Raw genomic sequence first — 18,868 nt, 5'->3', positions numbered from 1 at the left:
CTTCGCATTCATGACCGCCTACGCGCTTCCTTCGTTTCACAGCGAACGCCACCCCCTTCTGCCTCGCATACCGCGCCGCACCGCCGTTGATACAGCACCCCCGATATGTTTCGGCGGTTACGTTTTGTCACCAGAGCAGCGTCAACGTCTGTCGTTCGGCCACCGTTAAACCGGCAGCGCTGAAATCATTCAGCCGCGACACAAGAATCCACCGGTTCAACCAGGAGTCACATCATGAAGACGCTTTTCGCCGCTCTCGCTTCCGCTTTGCTCGTGTCGACCGCGTTCGCTCAAACGACCGCGCCGTCCACCACGCAACCCGCGCAAATGCAGCCCGCCGGTCAAGCGAATCTGAAGGCGAGCACCGCCGTGCAAACCGGCGCAACGGACGAAGGCGCCGCTACGACGAAAGCGCCCGCCAAGGCTTCGACGAAGGCATCGGTGAAAAAGACTTCCGCCACGCACACGGCCAAAGCACATAAAACCGTCAAGAAAACCGCCGCTAAGACCAGCGACGCGAAAGCTAATACGGGGAGCGCGAAAGAGGCCAGCAATGCCCCGGCAAAAGCCGACGGCGCACAAGCCGACACGACAAAGACGCAATAACACGTGATCGGCTCAGGCACACACCGGCCATGCATGTGTAACTAATCGAAGCCGAACCGTGCCGTTCAGAGAGGGCGAGTCGCATGACTCGCCTTTTTTTCTGCACAATTGCGTGGCGGGGTGTGCCGCGCGCCACCATGATTTTTTCAGCGCATGTGCCAATTTTTGCACCGCGTTTACTTACGGAAGTCTAATCTCGAACTGTCTTGATCAACCATGGCGTCAATGAACGCCACATCACATGGCTCTTACGCAATCCATCGACAGCTTCGCCACGCAGTCGCTCGACAAGCCGCCGGTCCAACACAGCAACATCATTCCCTTTCCTTCGGCACGCGCCCTCTTGCAGGTGACGCTGCCGCATCCGCCGCACGATCTGGCGGGCACGCAACTTCGCGCGCTGCTTCACTCGCCGCTCGGCGTCTATGTCATCAGCACGGAAGCCGTACGCGACGAAGTTCGCGTGCAACTCGACATCGCGTGCGAAGACTTCGACTTCACGTTGCACACGCTGATCTCGACTGTCCCCACCGCGTTGATCGGCCCGATGAAGCGCCGTGGCAACGCCGCAAAGGCGCGCTAATCATGTTCTCCGGTATCTGGTTGCCCATCGTGACGCCGCTGCGCAATGGCGAAGTCGATATCGACGCATTGCAGCGCCTCGCGGACTACTATCTGCACACGGAGATCAGCGGTTTCGTCGCGTTGAGCACGACCGGCGAAGCCGCGTTGCTGGAGCAGGCCGAGCGCCTCGCCGTATTGCACGCGTTGACCGACGTGATCGGCTCGCGTCTGCCGATGCTGATCGGCGTGGGCGGATCGAATACGCGCGAAGTGCTGCGCGAAATACAACGCTATGAACGTTGGGATTGCGCCGGCTATCTGGTCTCGGCACCATCCTACGTGTGCCCGGATCAGGCCGGTGTGCAGTGGCATTTCGAACAGGCCGCGCTCGCCACCAACCGCCCTATCATGCTGTACAACGTGCCGCATCGCACCGGCGTGACGATCGAGCCGGACACGGTCGCGCGCCTCGTCGAATACGACAACATCGTCGCGATCAAGGAGTGCGTGAAAGAACACTTCGCGAAGCTGCGCGGTCTGCCGGTCAATGTGCTGTGCGGCACCGACGACACCTTCGACGAGTGTCTGAATCACGGCGGCACAGGTGGCATTCTCGCCAGCGCCCATGTGTGCGCGGACCTGCTCGTCACGATTCAGGAGCTGATCCTCACCGAACACGATCTCGAGGCGCGCAATCTGTTCGCGAGCTTGCTGCCGGTCTTGCGACTTCTGTTCTCCGCGCCGAATCCGTCCGCGATCAAAGCGTTGCTGGCGTTCGATCATTCGCTCAGCGACGAAACGCGCATGCCGATTACACGCGCATCGGCGCAACTCGTCGAAACGTCTGAGCACCGCGCGCGACAGGTTGCAGGACCTGCGTGCCGAGTTCGCCGGCACGATGAGCTAACGCTAACGCGATCCACTCGACTGCCCGTGCGCCGCAAATCGGTTCATCATTCGCGGCGCAAACTCGCGTCGAAGCGCTGCATGCGCGACACGACGCGCCGCGCGTAACCGCGCCCGCCGCCGCTATAGCGAAGCAGCGCGGCATCGAGATCGCCGCCGCTTTCGTCGAGATAGGTGCTCAGAATCGTCGAGCCGATTCGCACGTTGATCGCCGGGTCGGACAGGTCGGTGCCCGCGATCAGGCGCGGATGCGCAGCGGGCAACACCTGCATGAGCCCGCGCGCGCCCGCGATGCTGACCGCGTAGCGATCGAAGCTCGACTCGACGGACATCACCGCCAGCAGCAACACCGGCGAGATCGCGTGACGATCGGCTTCAGTCAGCACGGCACGCGCGATCTTCAGGGATTCCATCGGGGCGACGCGACATTGCGCACGCAGCATCGTGGCGATGTCGCCGAGCGTCGGCCAGCCGGTAGCGGCAGTGGCGTCGCTCGTGGGGATCGGCGCGGCGGACGTGGGAGCGGCTATGGTCGGCGTCATGGCGGCCAGCCGTGTGTCGTCGGCGTGCGACGCAGTGGCGAGCGAGAAGGTCAGCGACGCCAGCATCGCCCTCAGGACGAAGGCGGGCCGTCGACGGCTCGCTTTGCTTCGGATCGGCAAACCATCCAGCGCGCTATTTCCATGCATAGTTTCGCTTCCTGACCGGGATGTCTCGACCTTACCGGGCTTGGTGTAGCGAATCGCCAAAGAAACAAGGGCGCGCCGTAAAATGCTTGTAAAAATGCCGCGCCGTGTCGGCGTGTCGGCGCGTTATTCAGGTATCCGAATATCAGGAAAGATCACAGCGGCCCCATGTCTAGTTCCGCCAGCATGCCGAGTTTGCGCACATCGGCAATTTCAATTTCCGCATAACCCAGCTTCAACGCGCCTTGCGTTTCGAACTGCTTCAGCACCTGGTTGATCGTCTGGCGGGACAGCGCGAGCATCATCGCCAGATCTTCCTGCGGCACCCTGAGCACGCGCCGCAATGCGCCGGGTTCGCCATAGCCGCCCGCCATCAGCAACAGCCGGCGCGCGACGCGTTGCGCGGCAGGCAGCAACGCGGCTTCTTCAATGGCCTCGAACGCAAGGCGCAGTTTCTGCGTCAGCAGCAAACCGAACACGTGCCAATATGCGGGCCTGCGTTCGAGCAGCGCGACGAGCGCGGCGCGCGGCGCATGAAACAGTTCGGAATCGCGTTCGGCATACGCGTCGTGGGTTCGCGGCCGGTTGTCGAACAGCGCGATCTCGCCGAACCAGTTCACCGGCTCGATGACGGCGAGCAACGCCTCCTTGCCCGTCGCACTGGCCGCGCCGATTCTCATGAGACCGTCGAGCACACAATAGAGGCCGTCGTCGGCATCGCCGCGCGTAAAAAGCCGTTGCCCGGCGACAAGCCGTACGACGCGCCCTGCTTCGATCAACTCCGCCTGCATCATGGCGGGCGCCGAGCGAAACCACGCACTGCGCCCAAGACGCATGCCAAGCTCATTCGATGAAAAACTCACACTCATAGGACGGCATCCGTGCGCGATTGTCGGCTACCCGATGGTTTCAAATCCGGTTGCCCGCGATTATGCTGACTTTGAAGGAGGAGCGGCATCCATGAGAACGCTGACGCAACAACTGACGCAATACGCGGCCTATCATCGCGACCGGCGCAATATCGCCACGCACTTCATCGGCATTCCGCTGATCGTGCTGGCGCTGGCCGTGTTGCTGAGCCGCCCGGCTTTCGGCGCCGGCCTGCTGCCGGTGACGTTATCGGCCGCGTGGCTGCTGTTCACCGCTGCAACCGTCTACTACCTCACGCTCGACGTGCCGCTCGGCGTGCTGATGGCCTGCGTGTCGGCGCTGTGTGTCGCGTTCGGCGAGTGGCTCGCCGCGCAATCCACGCTTGTTTGGCTCGCCACCGGCATTGGGCTGTTCGTGATCGGCTGGGTGTTCCAGTTCGTCGGCCATGTCGCGTATGAACATCGCAAGCCGGCCTTCGTCGACGATGTGATCGGCCTGCTGATCGGGCCGTTGTTCGTTCTTGCGGAAGCGCTGTTCAGCTTCGGCTGGCGGCCCGAGCTGCGCGAAGCGATCGACGCGCAAGTCGGCTCGACGCGTATCAATGCGAGCCGCTCAGCGACGCCTCGCTGAGCGGCGGGAACGCCGTCCGCGTTCGATATCGATGTCGGGCGCCACTCAATTCGGCGCGAGCCGGACGAGGCGAACGCCATGCAATGCCGTCAACGCCACTGCGATCCAGATCGGAATGTAAGTCGCCAGTTGCGCGGCGCTGAGCGTTTCGCCGAGCAGTGTGATCGAGACCAGCACCAGCAGCACCGGTTCCACGTAGCCGAGGATGCCGAACAACGCGACCGGTAATAAACGGCTCGCCTTCAGATACGAAGCCAGCGCAATCGTGCTCAACGCGCCGAGACCCGGCAACAGCAGGCACCACATGTCGACGCGGCCGGCGATCGTCGTCAGAGAATCGCCACTGACAATGCACACGATCGCCACCGGCAGCAGCAGCGCCATTTCGACGGTGAACATCGCCAGCGAGTCCTCGTTGATTTTGCGGCGCAGCGCGAAGTACGGCGGATAGCCGAGCGCGACCAGCAACGTCGGCCACGAAAACGCGCCCGTCGCCCACAGTTCGTGGCCGACGCCCACCGCCGCGCACAGCACGGCGAACCATTGCAACGCGTCGAGGCGCTCATGATAGTAGAAGCGCCCCACCAGCACCATGGTGAGCGGCAGCAGGAAATAGCCGAGCGACACTTCGAGCATCCGCCCGTGCAGCGGCGCCCATAGAAACAACCACAGTTGCGCGCCGAGCAGCGCCGCGCTCACGATCATCGCGGCGCAGAGCTTCGGCTCGGTCACCATCCGGTAAAGAAGTCGTCGGAGAATGGGCAGGCGTTTGCGCAACGCGACCAGCAGCAGCGCACCCGGCACCGTCCATACGACACGCCACGCAAAGATGTCGAGGCCGCTCAGCGGCGCAAGCAGCGTTGCGTAAGCGGACAGCAGGGCGAACATCGCGGACGCCCCGACCGACAACGCAATACCGCGCTTTGGGTCATACTGGTTCATCGCGCGGCTCATGACGTCAACGCGTCGGCCAACGCGTCGGCATATGAGGCGTATTCAGGCGAAGCGGTTTGCAGCGCAGCATCCGCTCGCGCGGTGTTCGTTGTTGTCATTGGCAATGAGGTCTCGCACGCGGGCAATGCCATCAGAAAGCCCTGCGTTTTTGTTTTCGAAAGACGGCGCAAGCCGGCATTCTAGACGGGTTATTCATTTACGGGCCTGCGCTTTTCCGGCGACCGTCTGCAATTAGTTCGTGCGCATCGCGCGTCGATGCACTAGAACATAAGCTTCATGCGCGGCGGGCGAAGCCGCGATGTCTCATCGACCGCGCTGCACATCGTCGCGCGATCGACTCAAGCGCGAATCTTGCTACGAAGTCTTGCACGCTGTTTGCAACAGCACACGCAGCATCAACGAGCCGGAACGGCAATGACGGTCTGCGAAGCCCCGTCCGCCCTTCTCTCTCACGGCATGCAGCGCTCGCGTTTCACCGCGCATGCCGCCGTCCGGCCAGCAATCCCGCTCATCGAATATGACTACTGGAGCCAGCATGACCCAGCCAGCCCTATCGCACGACACCTCGCCCGACCTACGCTCCGCCTTCGCCGCCGAGGTGCGCGCGGGACTCACCCACACGCCGCAGAAAGAGCTGCCGTCGAAATATCTGTACGACGAAGTGGGCTCCGCGCTCTTTGAAGTGATCACCGTATTGCCCGAGTATGGCGTGACGCGCGCCGAAGAACGGCTGCTCGCGGAGCACGCGGCGGACATCGTCGAACATCTGCCGCATGACGTGACCGTCGCCGAACTCGGCAGCGGAAGCGGCCGCAAAACACGGCGCATTCTTGAAGCACTGTGTAAAAAGCGCCCCACTTCTTACTGCCCGATTGAAATTTCGCGCAGTGCGCTGCAGTTGTGCAGACGCGAACTCGGCGACATCGAGCGCATTTCGATCGTCGGCTATGAGCGTGACTATCTGGCCGGTCTCGCCGAAGTGAGCAAGCAGCGTGCACCGGACGAGCGGTTACTCGTTCTGTTTCTCGGCAGTACCATCGGTAATTTCGGCAGGCTCGCGGCCACGCGGTTTCTGCGTGAAATTCGCAACATGCTCGCGCCCGGCGACGCATTGCTGCTCGGCACGGATCTGATCAAGCCGACGCCTGTGCTAGTCGCCGCCTACGACGATTCGATAGGCGTGACCGCATCGTTCAATCTGAATCTGCTCGCACGCATCAACCGCGAACTCGATGGCGACTTGCCGCTCGACGCATTCGAGCACGTCGCGCGCTTCAACCCCGACGCGCGCAGCATCGAGATGCATCTGCGGGCGAAGCGCGATATCACGGCGCGCATCGGCGCGGCGCAGTTGACGGTGTCGCTCAAACAAGGCGAAACGATCTGGACCGAGAGCAGCCACAAATATCGCGCGGAAGAGATGCCCGCGATTGCCGACAGCGCCGGCTTCGTGTGCAGCCATCAGTGGATCGAAGACGAATGGGGCTTTGCGGAGAGTCTGCTGGTGGCGCGATAGGCGCAGACGGTTTCGGCACAAACGAAAAAGGCGGCGCGCCATCGTGTTGATGGCGCGCCGCCTTTTTTCGCTGGTCCGTTCAGTGCTGCTCGAAACGCTCGTAGCGCTTTTCGGTCGAGCGCTCTTCGCCGGTCACTTCCGTCACGCGCGCCGCCGGCGGACCATGCCGCAGCCACGACAGCATCCGGTCCACCTGATTGGCCGGACCCTGCAGCATCGCTTCGACGGAACCGTCGTCGAGGTTCGCGACCCATCCCTTGATGCCGAGCGCGTGCGCCTGCCGCACTGTCGCGTGGCGAAAGCCGACGCCCTGCACCAAGCCGCGTACGTGCACGTGATACGTTTCGATCCGCTGATCCAGATCCGGGGCCATGCCGTCTTCTCCTCACAATCTTTCAAGCCGGCATTCTAGTCGCGTCGCGGCGAGGCTGCTCGGCGTCGTGCAGGTTCGACGGCCTCTTCGCTGCCGTTCGAGATCCGCGGCACGCCACACCGGGTGCGCGCCACGTACAATCCGTCGACTGTCATGCAGGGAATGGAAACAGAATGACCGAACAGAATCGCGATCTCGTGCTCGTGACCGGCGCTTCCGGCTTCGTCGGCTCGTCGGTGGCGCGCATCGCGCAACAGAAGGGCTTCAAGGTTCGCGTGCTGGTGCGCGCCACCAGTTCGCGCCAGAACGTCGAGGCGCTGGATGCGGAAATCGTCGTCGGCGACATGCGTGACGAAGCGTCGATGCGCAACGCGCTGTGCGGCGTGCGCTATCTGCTGCACGTGGCCGCCGACTACCGGCTGTGGGCGCCGGACCCGAGCGAGATCGAGCGCTCGAATCTCGAAGGCACCGAGGCGACCATGCGCGCGGCGCTGAAGGAAGGCGTCGAACGCATCGTCTACACGAGCAGCGTGGCGACGCTCAAGGTGACCAGTTCGGGCCAGTCCGCCGACGAAACCTCGCCGCTCAAGGCGGACCAGGCGATCGGCGTGTACAAGCGCAGCAAGGTGCTGGCCGAACGCGCAGTGGAGCGGATGATCGCCGAGGACGGACTGCCGGCGGTGATCGTCAATCCGTCCACGCCGATCGGCCCGCGCGACGTCAAGCCAACGCCGACCGGGCGCATCATCGTCGAGGCGGCGCTTGGCAAGATTCCCGCGTTCGTCGATACGGGCCTGAACCTCGTGCACGTGGACGACGTCGCGGCCGGCCACTTCCTCGCGCTCGAACGCGGCAAGATCGGCGAGCGCTATATTCTCGGCGGCGAAAATCTGCCGCTTCAGCAGATGCTCGCGGACATCGCCGCCCTGACCGGCCGCAAGGCGCCGACGCTCAGTCTGCCGCGCTGGCCGCTCTATCCGCTCGCGATGGGCGCGGAAGCGGTGGCGAAGATCACGAAACGCGAACCGTTCGTCACCGTCGACGGCCTGAAGATGTCGAAGAACAAGATGTATTTCACCTCGGCGAAGGCGGAACGCGAACTCGGCTATCGCGCGCGGCCGTATCGCGAAGGTTTGAGCGACGCGCTCGAATGGTTCCGCGAGGCCGGCTACCTGAAACCTTAAGCACTGCATCAAGCTCGGCCCTCGCGCCGCACCGGACAATCCGATGCGACCGTAAGCATTTTGTTACAAGTCCCGCGTCCGCGACAGGTCAAAGCCTACGCGCAGCAGGTAAAATCGCGGGTCTTACCAGAGAAACCCTCGCATGAATCTTCACGAACAGCTCGGCGCGCTGGAAATGGGCGTCGATCAGCTCATTCAGGCTGTCGTGGCCCAGCAGCCCGAAAACATCCCCGAGACACCCGCACAGAACGCAGCGCCGCACGCGCCTGCGGAGGACGTCGCGCCCGAATCCGTGGCGCCGACGCTTGCGTCTGAGACGGCCGCGCCCGCACTCGTCGAGGACAATGCGGCGGTCTCCGATGAGCCGCCGGCGGAACAGCCGGCCGTGCAACTCCAGCCGACGCTGGAAATCGATCGCCCGTCGCAGGACGAGATCACGATGAAGATCGGCAACCAGATGGTTGCGCTGCGCCCGGACCAGATCGGCCGACTGATCGAGGAATTGTCGAACGCGCGCGCGTCGATGACGCTCGAGCAGCCGCCGGGCATCCCGCCGGGCTGGCAATTCGTCTCGACGAAGAACCCGGTCATGGCTGTGCAGAAGCAGTCGAACGGCGACCGCTTGCTGGTGATGCGCCATACCGGCCATGGCTGGGTGCCGTTCCAGTTTTCACCCGACGTGGTGATTCAGCTCTACATGCTGCTGACCCAGTGACATAAAAAAAGCGGCGCCGTAGCGCCGCTTTTTTTCATCCAATCGATTTCAACCGTGCCGCGTCAACGCTCCTGCACCGGCGCCTGAACCCGCGCCTTCCACTGACCGCCCTTGCCGCGCCAGTAACGCACCGCTGACGCGAAGGTCGCGCCGACATAAAACAGCGCCACCAGCGGCAGAAACGGCGCCCACAACGGCGAGCGGCGGTAGTAGCGGAGCATCGGCGCATACGCGCAGCACATCGCCGCCCACGCGAGCCACGCAGGCCAGCCCAACGGACCGAGCACCAGCGCGGCGACGGGCGGCATCAGATAGATGATCGTCATGCCGGCCAGCGTGCCGGCCAGCAACAGCGGCGAGTAATGCAACTGCGTAAAGGCGGTACGCGCGATCATGTTCCAGATCTCGCGCCAGCTATCGTACGGACGCAGTGACACGCTGCGCGCCGCCACATCCAGCCGGATCGGATGACGCCCCGTGCCGCGGTGTTTGATGCGTGCGGCCAGGCTGCAATCGTCGATCAGTTCGGCGCGGATCGACTCGATGCCGCCAGCCTCTTCGAGCGCGCTGCGCCGCACCAGCATGCAGCCGCCCGCCGCCGCCGCGGTGCGATTGCGCGGGTTGTTGACCCACGCGAACGGATACAGCTTCGCGAAGAAGAACACGAAGGCCGGGATCAACGCCTTCTCCCAGAACGAATCGCAGCGCAGACGCACCATCAGCGAGACGAGATCGCGCTTTTCCACATCCGCGCGGGCGACGAGCTGCTTGACCGCGTCCGTGGGATGGCCGATGTCGGCGTCGGTGAGCAGCAGGAAATCGGCGGGCAGGCCGAGCGTGTGCACCGCCTCGATACCCTGCGACTGGGCCCACACCTTGCCGGACCAGCCCGGCGGTAGCGGCTTCGCGCTCAATACGGTCAGGCGGTCCGGGCATTGCAGCTGCAGCGCGGCCGCGCGGGCGGCGTCGGCGGTGCCGTCGGTGCTGTGGTCGTCGACGACGATCACGTGGAACGCGCCGGCATAGTCCTGCTGCAGCAGCGTCGTGACCGCCTCGGCGATCACGTCCACCTCATTGCGGGCCGGCACCACGGCGGCCACCGCGGGCCACGTCGCGCGCGGCGCGACGCTCAGCGGTGCGGCGGGACGCGCCCGCCAGAAACCGCCGCGCCCGAGCAGCAGCACGCCCCAGATCAGCAGGGAAACACACGAAAGAACAAACAGAACCGCCGCCATTAAGCTTTACCCTCGATTGAATGCGCCTCGACGCCGACGCGCCGCGACAGCCGCATCACCACCGCGCGCAGCGCGACCACGCACCAGTCAAATGTGTTGAGCACCGGACGCTCGCGAAACACATCGTAGCCCGCTTTCTCGATCCGCTCGAGAAAGCGCAGCCCGCCATGCACGGCGACGCACAGCTCGATGCCGAGCCGCCCCGGAATCCGCAACGCGAGCGGCGCGCTGCGCACCAGCATGTCCCGCACGAACGACACTTCGTGCGTCATCAGCGCCCGCCAGGCGTCGTCGACGATGCCGTTGGCGATCTGCGACTCGGTCACGCCAAAGCGCCGCAAATCCGCGAGCGGCAAATACACACGGTCTCTTTTCCAGTCGGCGGCGACGTCCAGCCAGAAGCTGATCAGTTGCGACGCCGTGCAGATCGCGTCGGCGTCGGCGAGATTGTCCGGCGTGGCCGCGCCCACCAGATGCAGCATCAGGTGCCCGAGCGGGTTCGCCGAGCGGCGGCAATAGTCGAGCAGCGCGGCGCGGTCGCCGTAACGGCGGGTGCCGATGTCCTGCGCGCAGGCGTCGAGCAACTCGTAAAACGGCGCGAGCGGCAGCTTATACTGAGCCACCACGCCGGCGAGTTTGCCGAACAGCAGCGGATGAACCGGCGCCGCACGCCGCTCCGCCACCGCGTCGAGGCCGGCCCGGAGGTCGGCGAGACGGGCATGCCGCTCGACGGCGCTCCAGTCGCCTTCGTCGGCAATATCGGCCGCGGTACGGACAACCTGATAGATAATGTCAACTGGCGCGCGCAGCGCCTTCGGCAGCAGCACGCTCGGGATCGGAAAATTTTCGTACTGATCGACGTCCATCCAGCGAGCCTCGAAACCATTCTGTAATGCGGCTCGCTGATGCGCTCCGCAGGAACCTTGTAGTTTAAGGGTTCCGTCCAAGCGGTGCAGCGTGCAATCATTACCGCATGCGCGATCCATGCGGCCCCGCAAGGTAGGCCGCAGCTGCGGCAGGCGCCCCACACACAAGGGGCGCACCAAAAGCAAAGCTGGCCTGATAGCGTTAGAATGCGCGTTTGGTTTTGCTGTACCGGCCCGTCGCCGGGGCTCAAGACGTCAACTAAATTAGATGGTCGCGGCGATAAAGTCAGATTTACCGACTTCTTCGAGACCCGCGTCAGTCGGAGTTCGCCAACCTATGCGAGTCATCCTTGCTCAGCCCCGCGGCTTTTGTGCGGGTGTTGTTCGCGCAATCGAAATTGTCGATCGCGCGTTACAGCAACACGGCGCGCCCGTGTATGTACGTCACGAGATTGTTCACAATCGCCACGTGGTCGACAATCTGCGCGAGAAGGGCGCGCGCTTCGTCGAGGAACTCGATGAAGTGCCACAAGGCGCCGTGGCCATTTTCAGCGCGCATGGCGTTGCCCAAACCGTCGAACGGGATGCAGAAGCGCGCGGCCTCGACGTGCTCGACGCCACCTGCCCCCTCGTCACCAAAGTGCACGTGCAAGGCCGTCAATATGTCGGCGCCGGGCGCACGCTGATCCTGATCGGCCACGCGGGGCATCCCGAAGTGGAAGGCACGATCGGTCAGATCCCCGGCAAGGTGCTGCTGGTGCAGAGCGAAGCCGAGGTCGCGCATCTGGACCTGCCGCTCGACACGCCGCTCGCGTATGTCACGCAGACCACGCTATCGGTGGACGACACGCGCGGCATCATCGACGCGCTGCTGCGCCGGTTCACCAACATCGTCGGTCCCGATACGCGCGACATCTGCTACGCGACGCAAAACCGCCAGGCGGCGGTGCGCGAGCTGAGCAAGCAGGTCGACGTGCTGTTGGTGGTGGGCGCGACCAACAGTTCCAACTCGAACCGGCTGCGCGAGATCGGCAGCGAGAGCGGCGTGGCGAGCTACCTCGTGGCCGACGGTTCGGAAGTGAAGGCGGAATGGTTTGCCAACGTGCAGACCGTCGGCATCACGGCCGGTGCTTCAGCGCCGGAAGAGATGGTCAAGAACGTCATCGATGCGCTGAGCGCATTGGGCCCCGTCGATGTCACGACGATGGCCGGCCGTGAAGAAAAGGTCGAGTTCAAGTTGCCATCGAAGCTGATGCAACCACTCGCCGCACGCGAAGTTTGAGGAGGACATTTTGTCTATTCCGATGCTGCAGAAAGTTCGGGTCGGCGCATACATCATGCGTCAGCACGTCTCCGGCAACAAACGCTACCCGCTCGCCCTGATGCTGGAGCCGCTGTTCCGCTGCAATCTCGCCTGCAACGGCTGCGGCAAGATTGATTACCCGGACCCCATCCTGAATCAGCGTCTGTCGCTCGAAGAATGCCTCGGCGCCGTCGACGAATGCGGTGCGCCCGTGGTGTCGATCGCTGGCGGCGAGCCGCTGCTGCACAAGGAAATGCCGCAGATCGTGAAGGGCATCATCGCGCGCAAGAGGTTCGTGTACCTCTGCACGAACGCGCTGCTGATGGAAAAGAAAATGGACGACTACGAGCCGAATCCGTACTTCGTCTGGTCGGTTCACCTCGACGGCGACAAGGAAGCGCACGATCACTCGGTGTCGCAGGAAGGCGTGTATGAAAAGGCCGTGGCCGCGATTCGCGAAGCGAAACGCCGGGGCTTTCGCGTGAACATCAACTGCACGCTGTTCAACGACGCAGTGCCGGAACGCGTAGCCGCTTTCTTCGACACGCTGGGCCCGATGGGCGTGGACGGCATCACCGTCTCGCCGGGTTATGCGTACGAACGCGCGCCCGACCAGCAACACTTCCTGAACCGCGACAAGACCAAGCATCTGTTCCGCGAAATTTTCAAGCGCGGCAACAATGGCAAGAACTGGTCGTTCAGCCAGTCGGATCTGTTCCTCGACTTCCTGGCCGGCAATCAGACGTATGAATGCACGCCGTGGGGCAACCCGGCGCGTACCGTGTTCGGCTGGCAGAAGCCGTGCTATCTGGTCGGCGAAGGTTATGTGAAGACCTTCAAGGAACTAATGGAAACGACGGAGTGGGAAAAATACGGCACGGGCAACTACGAAAAGTGCGCCGACTGCATGGTGCATTGCGGCTTCGAGGCGACCGCCGTGATGGATACGGTTGCGCATCCGCTGAAAGCGTTGCGGGTGAGCCTGCGTGGTCCGAAGACCACGGGCGCTTTCACGAAGGACATTCCTTTGGGCAAGCAGCGCCCGGCTGAATACGTGTTCTCGCGTCACGTCGAAATCAAGCTCGACGAGATTCAGCGCAGCGGCAAGGGCAAGAAGGTGCAGACGGCTACCGCGCACTGATGAGTCCATGAGGCGGCCTCGCGCCGCCCCGGATTGCGCCCGACAAAAAAGCGCGGTGGCCGTCTGGCCACCGCGCTTTTTCTTTTGCTACCTGGAATCAGTTGGGCGTCAGGCGCCGCGCGCGTTGTGCGCAGTCAGGAACTTGATCAGCCCGTCGATCCCGCCCTTGGCGATCTGATCGGCGAACTGGGTCTGATACACCTGGATCAACCAGGCGCCCATCATGTTGATGTCGTAGATCTTCCAGCCGGACGGACCCTTGGTCAGCCGGTAGTCGATCGCGTCGTCGCCGCCGTTGCTGATAACGTGCGACTGCACGACGACGTCCGTCGCGCCGGCCGGCACGTTCACCGGCTGGAATTTGAACTTCACGTCCTGGTCGCGCAGTTGCGAAAGCGACGCGGCGTAAGTGCGCACCAGCAGCAGCGTAAACTGCTCGTACAGTTGCTTCTGCTGTTCAGGGGTTGCGCTCGACCACGCCTTGCCGACGGCGATCCGCGTGGTGCGCTGGAAGTCGGTGGCCGGCACGAAGCGCGTCTGGACCAGACCGGTGATCTTCGCCATGTCGCCGCCGCGCGCCTGGGGGTCGGCCTTCATCGCGGCGACCGTGCCTTCGACGGCACTTTTTACGAGTGCATCAGGCGCGGTTTGCGCATAGGCCGCCGTGGACACCACGGCCGCCGCCAGAAAAGCAGACAGATAACGTTTCATACGGTCGTCAGAACCTGAGAGAAGTAAGCGCCGACGGGCTTGCGAGCCCAAGGCGAAAGCAGGATAGACCAGTATATCGAGAATGCGTTCCCACCCCTGAAAGCCCTTGCGGGAGCCGTACTTGCTACCGAAGTCGGGTTAGAGCGCTCCGGCTCTGTATACTTGTGCACTTTCGTCAAAAACAACACCCGTGATAAGGCCACGTTCGCCTACATGCTGAAGTCATCTATTGTCCGTCTCGTCGCCTCTTCGGTGCGCCATCCGTATAGGATCATCGCACTGTCGCTCGTGCTCGCCGTTTTGAGCAGTTTCTATGTTGTGCACAACTTCAAGATCAACACGGACATCAGCCGTCTGATCGAGACCGACAAGCAATGGACGGCGCTCGAAAACGCGGTAAGCCAGGCCTTCCCGGATCGCGGCGACACCGTGCTGGTGGTGGTCGAAGCGCGCGCGCCGGAATTCGCCGACGCGGCCGCCAGCGCGCTGACCACTGCGCTCAAAGCCGACACGAAGGAATTCGTCGCCGTCTCGCAGCCGGCCGGCGGGCCGTTTTTCGAACACAACGGTCTGCTGTTCCCGTCCACCGACGAGGTGATGTCCACCACCTCGCAGCTCGTCCAGTCGCGTCCGCTCGTCAACGCCCTCGCCCACGATCCGAGCCTGACAGGCCTCGCCGGCACGCTCACCACGAGCCTGCTGCTGCCGCTGCAACTCGGTCAGGTGAAGCTCGCCGACATGAGCCACCTGCTGTCGCAAAGCGCGAACACGCTCGATCTCGTGCTGGCCGGCAAGCCGGCGGCATTCTCGTGGCGCGCCTTGGTCGACAAAAGCGCCGCTACCGATCCGGCGCGGGCATTCGTGATCGTGCAACCGATCGTCAACTACGACGCGCTGCAGCCGGGCGCGAGCGCGTCGAAAGCGATCCGCGACACGGCCGCGTCGCTGCACCTCGACGCGCGCTACGGCGCGACGGTCCGGCTGACCGGCGAACAGCCGCTCGCCGACGAAGAGTTCGCGTCGGTCCAGGACGGCGCGGTGCTCAACGGCATCGGCACATTCATCGTCGTGCTGGTGATTCTGTGGCTCGCGCTGCGCTCGGGCCGCATGATCGCCGCGGTGTTCATCACGCTGTTCGTCGGACTCGCGATCACGGCCGCGCTCGGCCTGCTGATGGTCGGCGCACTCAACATGATTTCGGTCGCCTTCATGGTGCTGTTCATCGGCCTCGGGGTCGATTTCGGCGTGCAGTTCGGCGTCAAGTACCGCGAGGAGCGCAACCGCGACAACCGGCTCTCCGCCGCGCTGATGCACACCGCACACAGCATCGGCGTGCCGCTGACGCTCGCGGCGGTCGCGGTCGCGCTGAGCTTCTTCTCGTTCCTGCCGACCGCGTATCGCGGCGTGTCGGAGCTGGGGCAGATCGCCGGCGTCGGCATGTTCGTCGCGTACTTCACCAACATGACGCTGCTGCCGGCCCTGCTGAAAGTCTTCAATCCGCCGGGCGAAGCCGGCTCGCCGGGCTTCAAGCAACTCGCGCCCGTCGACGATTTCCTCGACCATCACCGCCGCCCGGTGCTGATCGGCACGCTGATCGTGGTGATCGGCGCGACGCCGCTGCTCACGCATTTGCGCTTCGACTTCAACCCGCTGCATCTGAAGGATCCGCATACGGAATCGATGGCGACGCTGCTGTCGCTGAAGGATTCGCCGGAAGCCGCGGTCAACAACGTGCATGCGCTGGCGCCATCGCTCGACGAGGCCGAGCGCATGGCCGGGCGTTTGCGCGCGTTGCCGGAAGTGGGCAGAGTCACCACACTGAACACGTTCATCCCGACCGAGCAGCAGCAAAAGATGATGCTGATCGCGAGCGCCGCGCAGCAACTGCTGCCCGCGCTGCAGCAGCAACCCGCGCAGCAAGCCACCGATGAGGTGCGCGTCGCCGCGCTCAAGCGTGCGGCGAACCAGCTCTCGCTCGCCGCCGAGGATCACCCGGGCCCGGGCGCCGCCGAAGCCCAGCATCTGTCGGCGACGCTGCAAAAATTCGCCGCCGCCGACGCCGCTACGCGCGAGCGCGCCGAAACCGCGATGTCGCAGACGCTGCGCATCGCGTTGAAGCAACTGGAAAACCTGCTGCAGCCGACCGAAATCACGCGCGAGAATCTCCCCAAGGCGATCTCAGCCGCGTGGGTGTCGAAGGACGGCCGCGCCCTCGTCGACATCGCGCCGAAGGTCAAACCCGGCACCGATCCCGGCGACGACGCGATGCTCGCCCGCTTCGCCCACGCGGTGAAGAAGGCGGAGCCGGGCGCGATCGGCGGACCGATTTCGATCCTGCATTCGGCCGACACGATCATCAAGGCGTTCCTGCAAGCAGCCGGCTACGCGCTGCTGTCGATCGCCATCCTGCTGTGGATCGCGCTGCGGCGGATCGGCGACGTGCTGCGCACGCTCGTGCCGCTGCTGGTCTCCGCGCTCGTCACGCTCGAACTGTGCGTGGTGTTCGGCATGCCGCTGAACTTTGCGAATATCATCGCGTTGCCGCTGATGCTCGGCGTCGGTGTGGCTTTCAAGATCTACTTCGTGATGGCGTGGCGCAACGGCCAGACCGGCCTGCTGCAGTCGAGCCTGACGCACGCCGTGCTGTTCAGCGCGGCGACAACGGCGACCGCGTTTGGTAGCCTCTGGCTGTCGCACCACCCGGGAACGTCCAGCATGGGACGGCTGCTCGCGCTGTCGCTGTTCTGCACGCTGATCGGTGCCGTGGTGTTTCAACCTGTACTCATGGGCAAGCCGCGCCAACGTCGCGCGAAGCAAAAAGGAATATAAGCATGATGCTGCGTAACACCGCGCTGGCGCTCGCCGCTACGGGTCTGATCTCCGGTTGTGCGACCGGGCCCGACCGCAAGCCCGGCGACCCGTTCGAACCGATGAACCGGGTCGTGTTCAATTTCAACGACGGGGTGGACCGCTATGTCGCCGTGCCCGTCGCGAAGGGGTATCAGAAGGTGACGCCGCAGCCGTTGCGCACGGCGGTCAGCAACTTCTTCTCGAACCTCGGCGATCTGACCAACGCCGCGAATGCGCTGCTGCAATTGAAGTTCACCGACGCGACGGAAGACATCATGCGCTTCGCGTTCAACTCGGTCTTTGGTATCGGCGGCCTGCTCGACTGGGCGACGCCCGCCGGCCTGCCCAAGCACCATCAGGACTTCGGCCTGACGCTCGGGCACTGGGGCATTCCGTCGGGTCCGTATCTGGTTTTGCCGCTGTTCGGGCCGAGCACCGTGCGTGACAGCATGGGTCTCATCGTCGATGTGAAGTTCAACCCGCTGAACTACATGGAACCGGCGCTGCGCAATCCGCTGTATGTGCTGCAGTTCGTGAGCGTGCGCTCCGATCTGCTGGGCGCAAGCGACCTGCTGCAGCAAGCCGCGCTCGACAAATACTCGTTCGTGCGCGACGCGTACACGCAGCAGCGCCGCGCGCGTCTGCGCGGCACCAGCGACAACGCCGCGCCGCTGCCGAACTACGACGACCAGGGCGATTCGGGCGCGGCAGCGCCCGCCGCCGGCGCACCGGTAGGCTTGCCGAACTATGCCGACCCAGGTGACGCGGCCGAAGCCCCGAACGCGGCCTCCGGGGCCGCCACGGGCACGCCGGCAGGCGTGCCCAACTACACCGATCCGGGCGACACGCCGGCCAGCGGCGCAGCGGGCGCCGAACCGGGCGCGCCGGCAACGGCCCCGGCGCCTGCGTCCGCCACACCCGCGCCGTCGCCTCAAACCAACCCGGCCGACGACAAACAACCGGCTGAGGCACCGGTCGCGCAATAACGCAAGAAAGATGAGAGGCGGGAAAAGCGCTGAGGATGTACGAACGCGCTGCGGGACGCCCAGAACGGGCGTCCCGTAAAACTAGCCAGAAGCTGGCCACACCACCGAACGGGAATGCCGCATCACCTCGGCGTGCGGCGCAGCGGCCCCACCGCAACTCAAACCAACACCGGAGCTGATCGACTCTGCCTCAATGCAGGCTATCCGCTTCGACACGCGCGGCCACCCGCTCGTCTTCAACGGCAACCGGGCCTTGCGGCACCTGCCGCGAGCTTTCGCGGTAGTTGGCAAACGCCTCTTCGGCGTAACGGATCTGCGTGCGCCCATGAGGCGCGGGCTCACCCCTCTCATCCAGATTGACGAACACCATCTTCTCGACGGTCAGGATGCTTTTGCGCGTGATCTTGTTGCGCACTTCGCAACGAAGCGTGATCGACGTGCGGCCGAAATGCGTGGCAGTCATGCCGAGTTCGATGATGTCGCCCTGACGCGCTGAGCTGACGAAATTGATCTCGGACATGAACTTGGTCACGACCCGCTGATTGTCGAGCTGCGTGATCGCATAGATGGCTGCTTCTTCATCGATCCAGCGCAGGAGACTGCCGCCGAACAGCGTCCCGTTGGGGTTCAGGTCTTCGGGCTTGACCCACTTTCTGGTATGGAAATTCATTTGGCACTCCGTGTGTGAGGCGCCCGGGTTCATCGTCGGATAGCGACAAACCTAGGGTTAACACTGACATTGTACCAAGATAAGGGTTTTCCCTAGTATCTC

Annotated in this window: 19 protein-coding genes; 11 read left to right on the top strand and 8 right to left on the bottom strand. The window is 63.8% G+C overall.

Annotated features, from left to right (window positions below):
* The first annotated feature begins 234 nt into the window (after window positions 1-234).
* The 3 genes from ACZ9H4_RS33810 to ACZ9H4_RS33800 all read left to right on the top strand — a co-directional run bounded on the left by ACZ9H4_RS33810 (window position 235) and on the right by ACZ9H4_RS33800 (window position 2,184).
* On the top strand, window positions 235-606 hold the full coding sequence (locus ACZ9H4_RS33810; RefSeq protein ID WP_476122544.1) for a hypothetical protein: 372 nt from the start codon (window positions 235-237) through the stop codon (window positions 604-606).
* A 241-nt stretch (window positions 607-847) separates the two neighbouring features.
* Window positions 848-1,189, top strand: coding sequence for a hypothetical protein (locus ACZ9H4_RS33805; RefSeq protein WP_476122543.1), 342 nt, complete (start codon window positions 848-850; stop codon window positions 1,187-1,189).
* Between the two features lie 2 nt (window positions 1,190-1,191).
* Complete coding sequence (locus ACZ9H4_RS33800; protein WP_476122542.1) at window positions 1,192-2,184, top strand: 4-hydroxy-tetrahydrodipicolinate synthase family protein; 993 nt, start codon at window positions 1,192-1,194, stop codon at window positions 2,182-2,184.
* On the opposite strand, the gene ACZ9H4_RS33795 is transcribed toward ACZ9H4_RS33800, so the two are convergent.
* Entirely contained in the window at window positions 2,124-2,765 is a 642-nt protein-coding gene (locus ACZ9H4_RS33795) for a lytic transglycosylase domain-containing protein (protein WP_408141948.1), read from the bottom strand. The two genes, ACZ9H4_RS33800 and ACZ9H4_RS33795, sit on opposite strands and share 61 nt — an antisense overlap.
* Before the next feature lie 152 nt (window positions 2,766-2,917).
* Window positions 2,918-3,631, bottom strand: coding sequence for a Crp/Fnr family transcriptional regulator (locus ACZ9H4_RS33790; protein ID WP_408141946.1), 714 nt, complete (start codon window positions 3,629-3,631; stop codon window positions 2,918-2,920).
* A gap of 91 nt (window positions 3,632-3,722) precedes the next feature.
* Here ACZ9H4_RS33790 and ACZ9H4_RS33785 point away from each other — a divergent pair, with 91 nt between their 5' ends.
* A complete protein-coding gene (locus tag ACZ9H4_RS33785; protein ID WP_408141944.1) occupies window positions 3,723-4,262 on the top strand; it encodes an Mpo1 family 2-hydroxy fatty acid dioxygenase in 540 nt (179 codons plus the stop codon).
* A gap of 45 nt (window positions 4,263-4,307) precedes the next feature.
* Here ACZ9H4_RS33785 and rarD read toward each other — a convergent pair whose 3' ends face one another.
* The gene (gene rarD, locus ACZ9H4_RS33780; RefSeq protein WP_408141942.1) at window positions 4,308-5,204 is read right to left on the bottom strand and encodes an EamA family transporter RarD; all 897 of its coding nucleotides are present in this window, start codon (window positions 5,202-5,204) and stop codon (window positions 4,308-4,310) included.
* A 547-nt stretch (window positions 5,205-5,751) separates the two neighbouring features.
* On the opposite strand from rarD, the gene egtD reads away from it, so the two are divergent.
* A complete protein-coding gene (egtD, locus tag ACZ9H4_RS33775) occupies window positions 5,752-6,732 on the top strand; it encodes an L-histidine N(alpha)-methyltransferase (protein ID WP_408141940.1) in 981 nt (326 codons plus the stop codon).
* Window positions 6,733-6,811: 79 nt separating this feature from the next.
* Here the strand turns inward: egtD and ACZ9H4_RS33770 are convergent, their stop codons facing one another.
* Window positions 6,812-7,105, bottom strand: a complete 294-nt coding sequence (locus ACZ9H4_RS33770; RefSeq protein WP_408141938.1) for an acylphosphatase — start codon at window positions 7,103-7,105, stop codon at window positions 6,812-6,814.
* 173 nt (window positions 7,106-7,278) lie between these two features.
* Here ACZ9H4_RS33770 and hpnA point away from each other — a divergent pair, with 173 nt between their 5' ends.
* Window positions 7,279-8,289: a hopanoid-associated sugar epimerase gene (hpnA, locus tag ACZ9H4_RS33765; protein ID WP_408328919.1), complete on the top strand. Its 1,011-nt coding sequence runs from the start codon at window positions 7,279-7,281 to the stop codon at window positions 8,287-8,289.
* A 142-nt stretch (window positions 8,290-8,431) separates the two neighbouring features.
* The gene (locus tag ACZ9H4_RS33760; protein WP_408154622.1) at window positions 8,432-9,004 is read left to right on the top strand and encodes a hypothetical protein; all 573 of its coding nucleotides are present in this window, start codon (window positions 8,432-8,434) and stop codon (window positions 9,002-9,004) included.
* Between the two features lie 62 nt (window positions 9,005-9,066).
* Here the strand turns inward: ACZ9H4_RS33760 and ACZ9H4_RS33755 are convergent, their stop codons facing one another.
* Window positions 9,067-10,239, bottom strand: a complete 1,173-nt coding sequence (locus ACZ9H4_RS33755; protein WP_408154620.1) for a glycosyltransferase — start codon at window positions 10,237-10,239, stop codon at window positions 9,067-9,069.
* Entirely contained in the window at window positions 10,239-11,105 is an 867-nt protein-coding gene (gene hpnC, locus ACZ9H4_RS33750; RefSeq protein WP_408328925.1) for a squalene synthase HpnC, read from the bottom strand. The genes ACZ9H4_RS33755 and hpnC overlap by 1 nt, the downstream gene beginning before the upstream one ends.
* Window positions 11,106-11,442: 337 nt before the next feature.
* On the opposite strand from hpnC, the gene ispH reads away from it, so the two are divergent.
* Complete coding sequence (ispH, locus tag ACZ9H4_RS33745; protein WP_408141929.1) at window positions 11,443-12,387, top strand: 4-hydroxy-3-methylbut-2-enyl diphosphate reductase; 945 nt, start codon at window positions 11,443-11,445, stop codon at window positions 12,385-12,387.
* A 10-nt stretch (window positions 12,388-12,397) separates the two neighbouring features.
* Window positions 12,398-13,549: an adenosyl-hopene transferase HpnH gene (gene hpnH / locus ACZ9H4_RS33740; protein ID WP_408328929.1), complete on the top strand. Its 1,152-nt coding sequence runs from the start codon at window positions 12,398-12,400 to the stop codon at window positions 13,547-13,549.
* 108 nt (window positions 13,550-13,657) lie between these two features.
* Here the strand turns inward: hpnH and ACZ9H4_RS33735 are convergent, their stop codons facing one another.
* Window positions 13,658-14,260, bottom strand: coding sequence for an MlaC/ttg2D family ABC transporter substrate-binding protein (locus ACZ9H4_RS33735; protein ID WP_408141926.1), 603 nt, complete (start codon window positions 14,258-14,260; stop codon window positions 13,658-13,660).
* A 213-nt stretch (window positions 14,261-14,473) separates the two neighbouring features.
* Between ACZ9H4_RS33735 and hpnN the strand changes: the two genes are divergently transcribed.
* Window positions 14,474-17,089 (top strand): hopanoid transporter HpnN, encoded by a 2,616-nt coding sequence (gene hpnN, locus ACZ9H4_RS33730; protein WP_476122541.1) that lies wholly within the window; start codon window positions 14,474-14,476, stop codon window positions 17,087-17,089.
* Window positions 17,090-17,091: 2 nt separating this feature from the next.
* Window positions 17,092-18,096 carry an MlaA family lipoprotein gene (locus ACZ9H4_RS33725; RefSeq protein WP_408328935.1) on the top strand — a complete coding sequence of 335 codons (1,005 nt, stop codon included), beginning with the start codon at window positions 17,092-17,094 and terminating at the stop codon, window positions 18,094-18,096.
* A 190-nt stretch (window positions 18,097-18,286) separates the two neighbouring features.
* Here the strand turns inward: ACZ9H4_RS33725 and ACZ9H4_RS33720 are convergent, their stop codons facing one another.
* The gene (locus ACZ9H4_RS33720; RefSeq protein ID WP_408328938.1) at window positions 18,287-18,766 is read right to left on the bottom strand and encodes an acyl-CoA thioesterase; all 480 of its coding nucleotides are present in this window, start codon (window positions 18,764-18,766) and stop codon (window positions 18,287-18,289) included.
* Between the last annotated feature and the right edge of the window lie 102 nt (window positions 18,767-18,868).

Source organism: Paraburkholderia sp. TE9906, from assembly GCF_056279605.1.
This window is presented reverse-complemented; position numbering and strand designations above follow the sequence as displayed.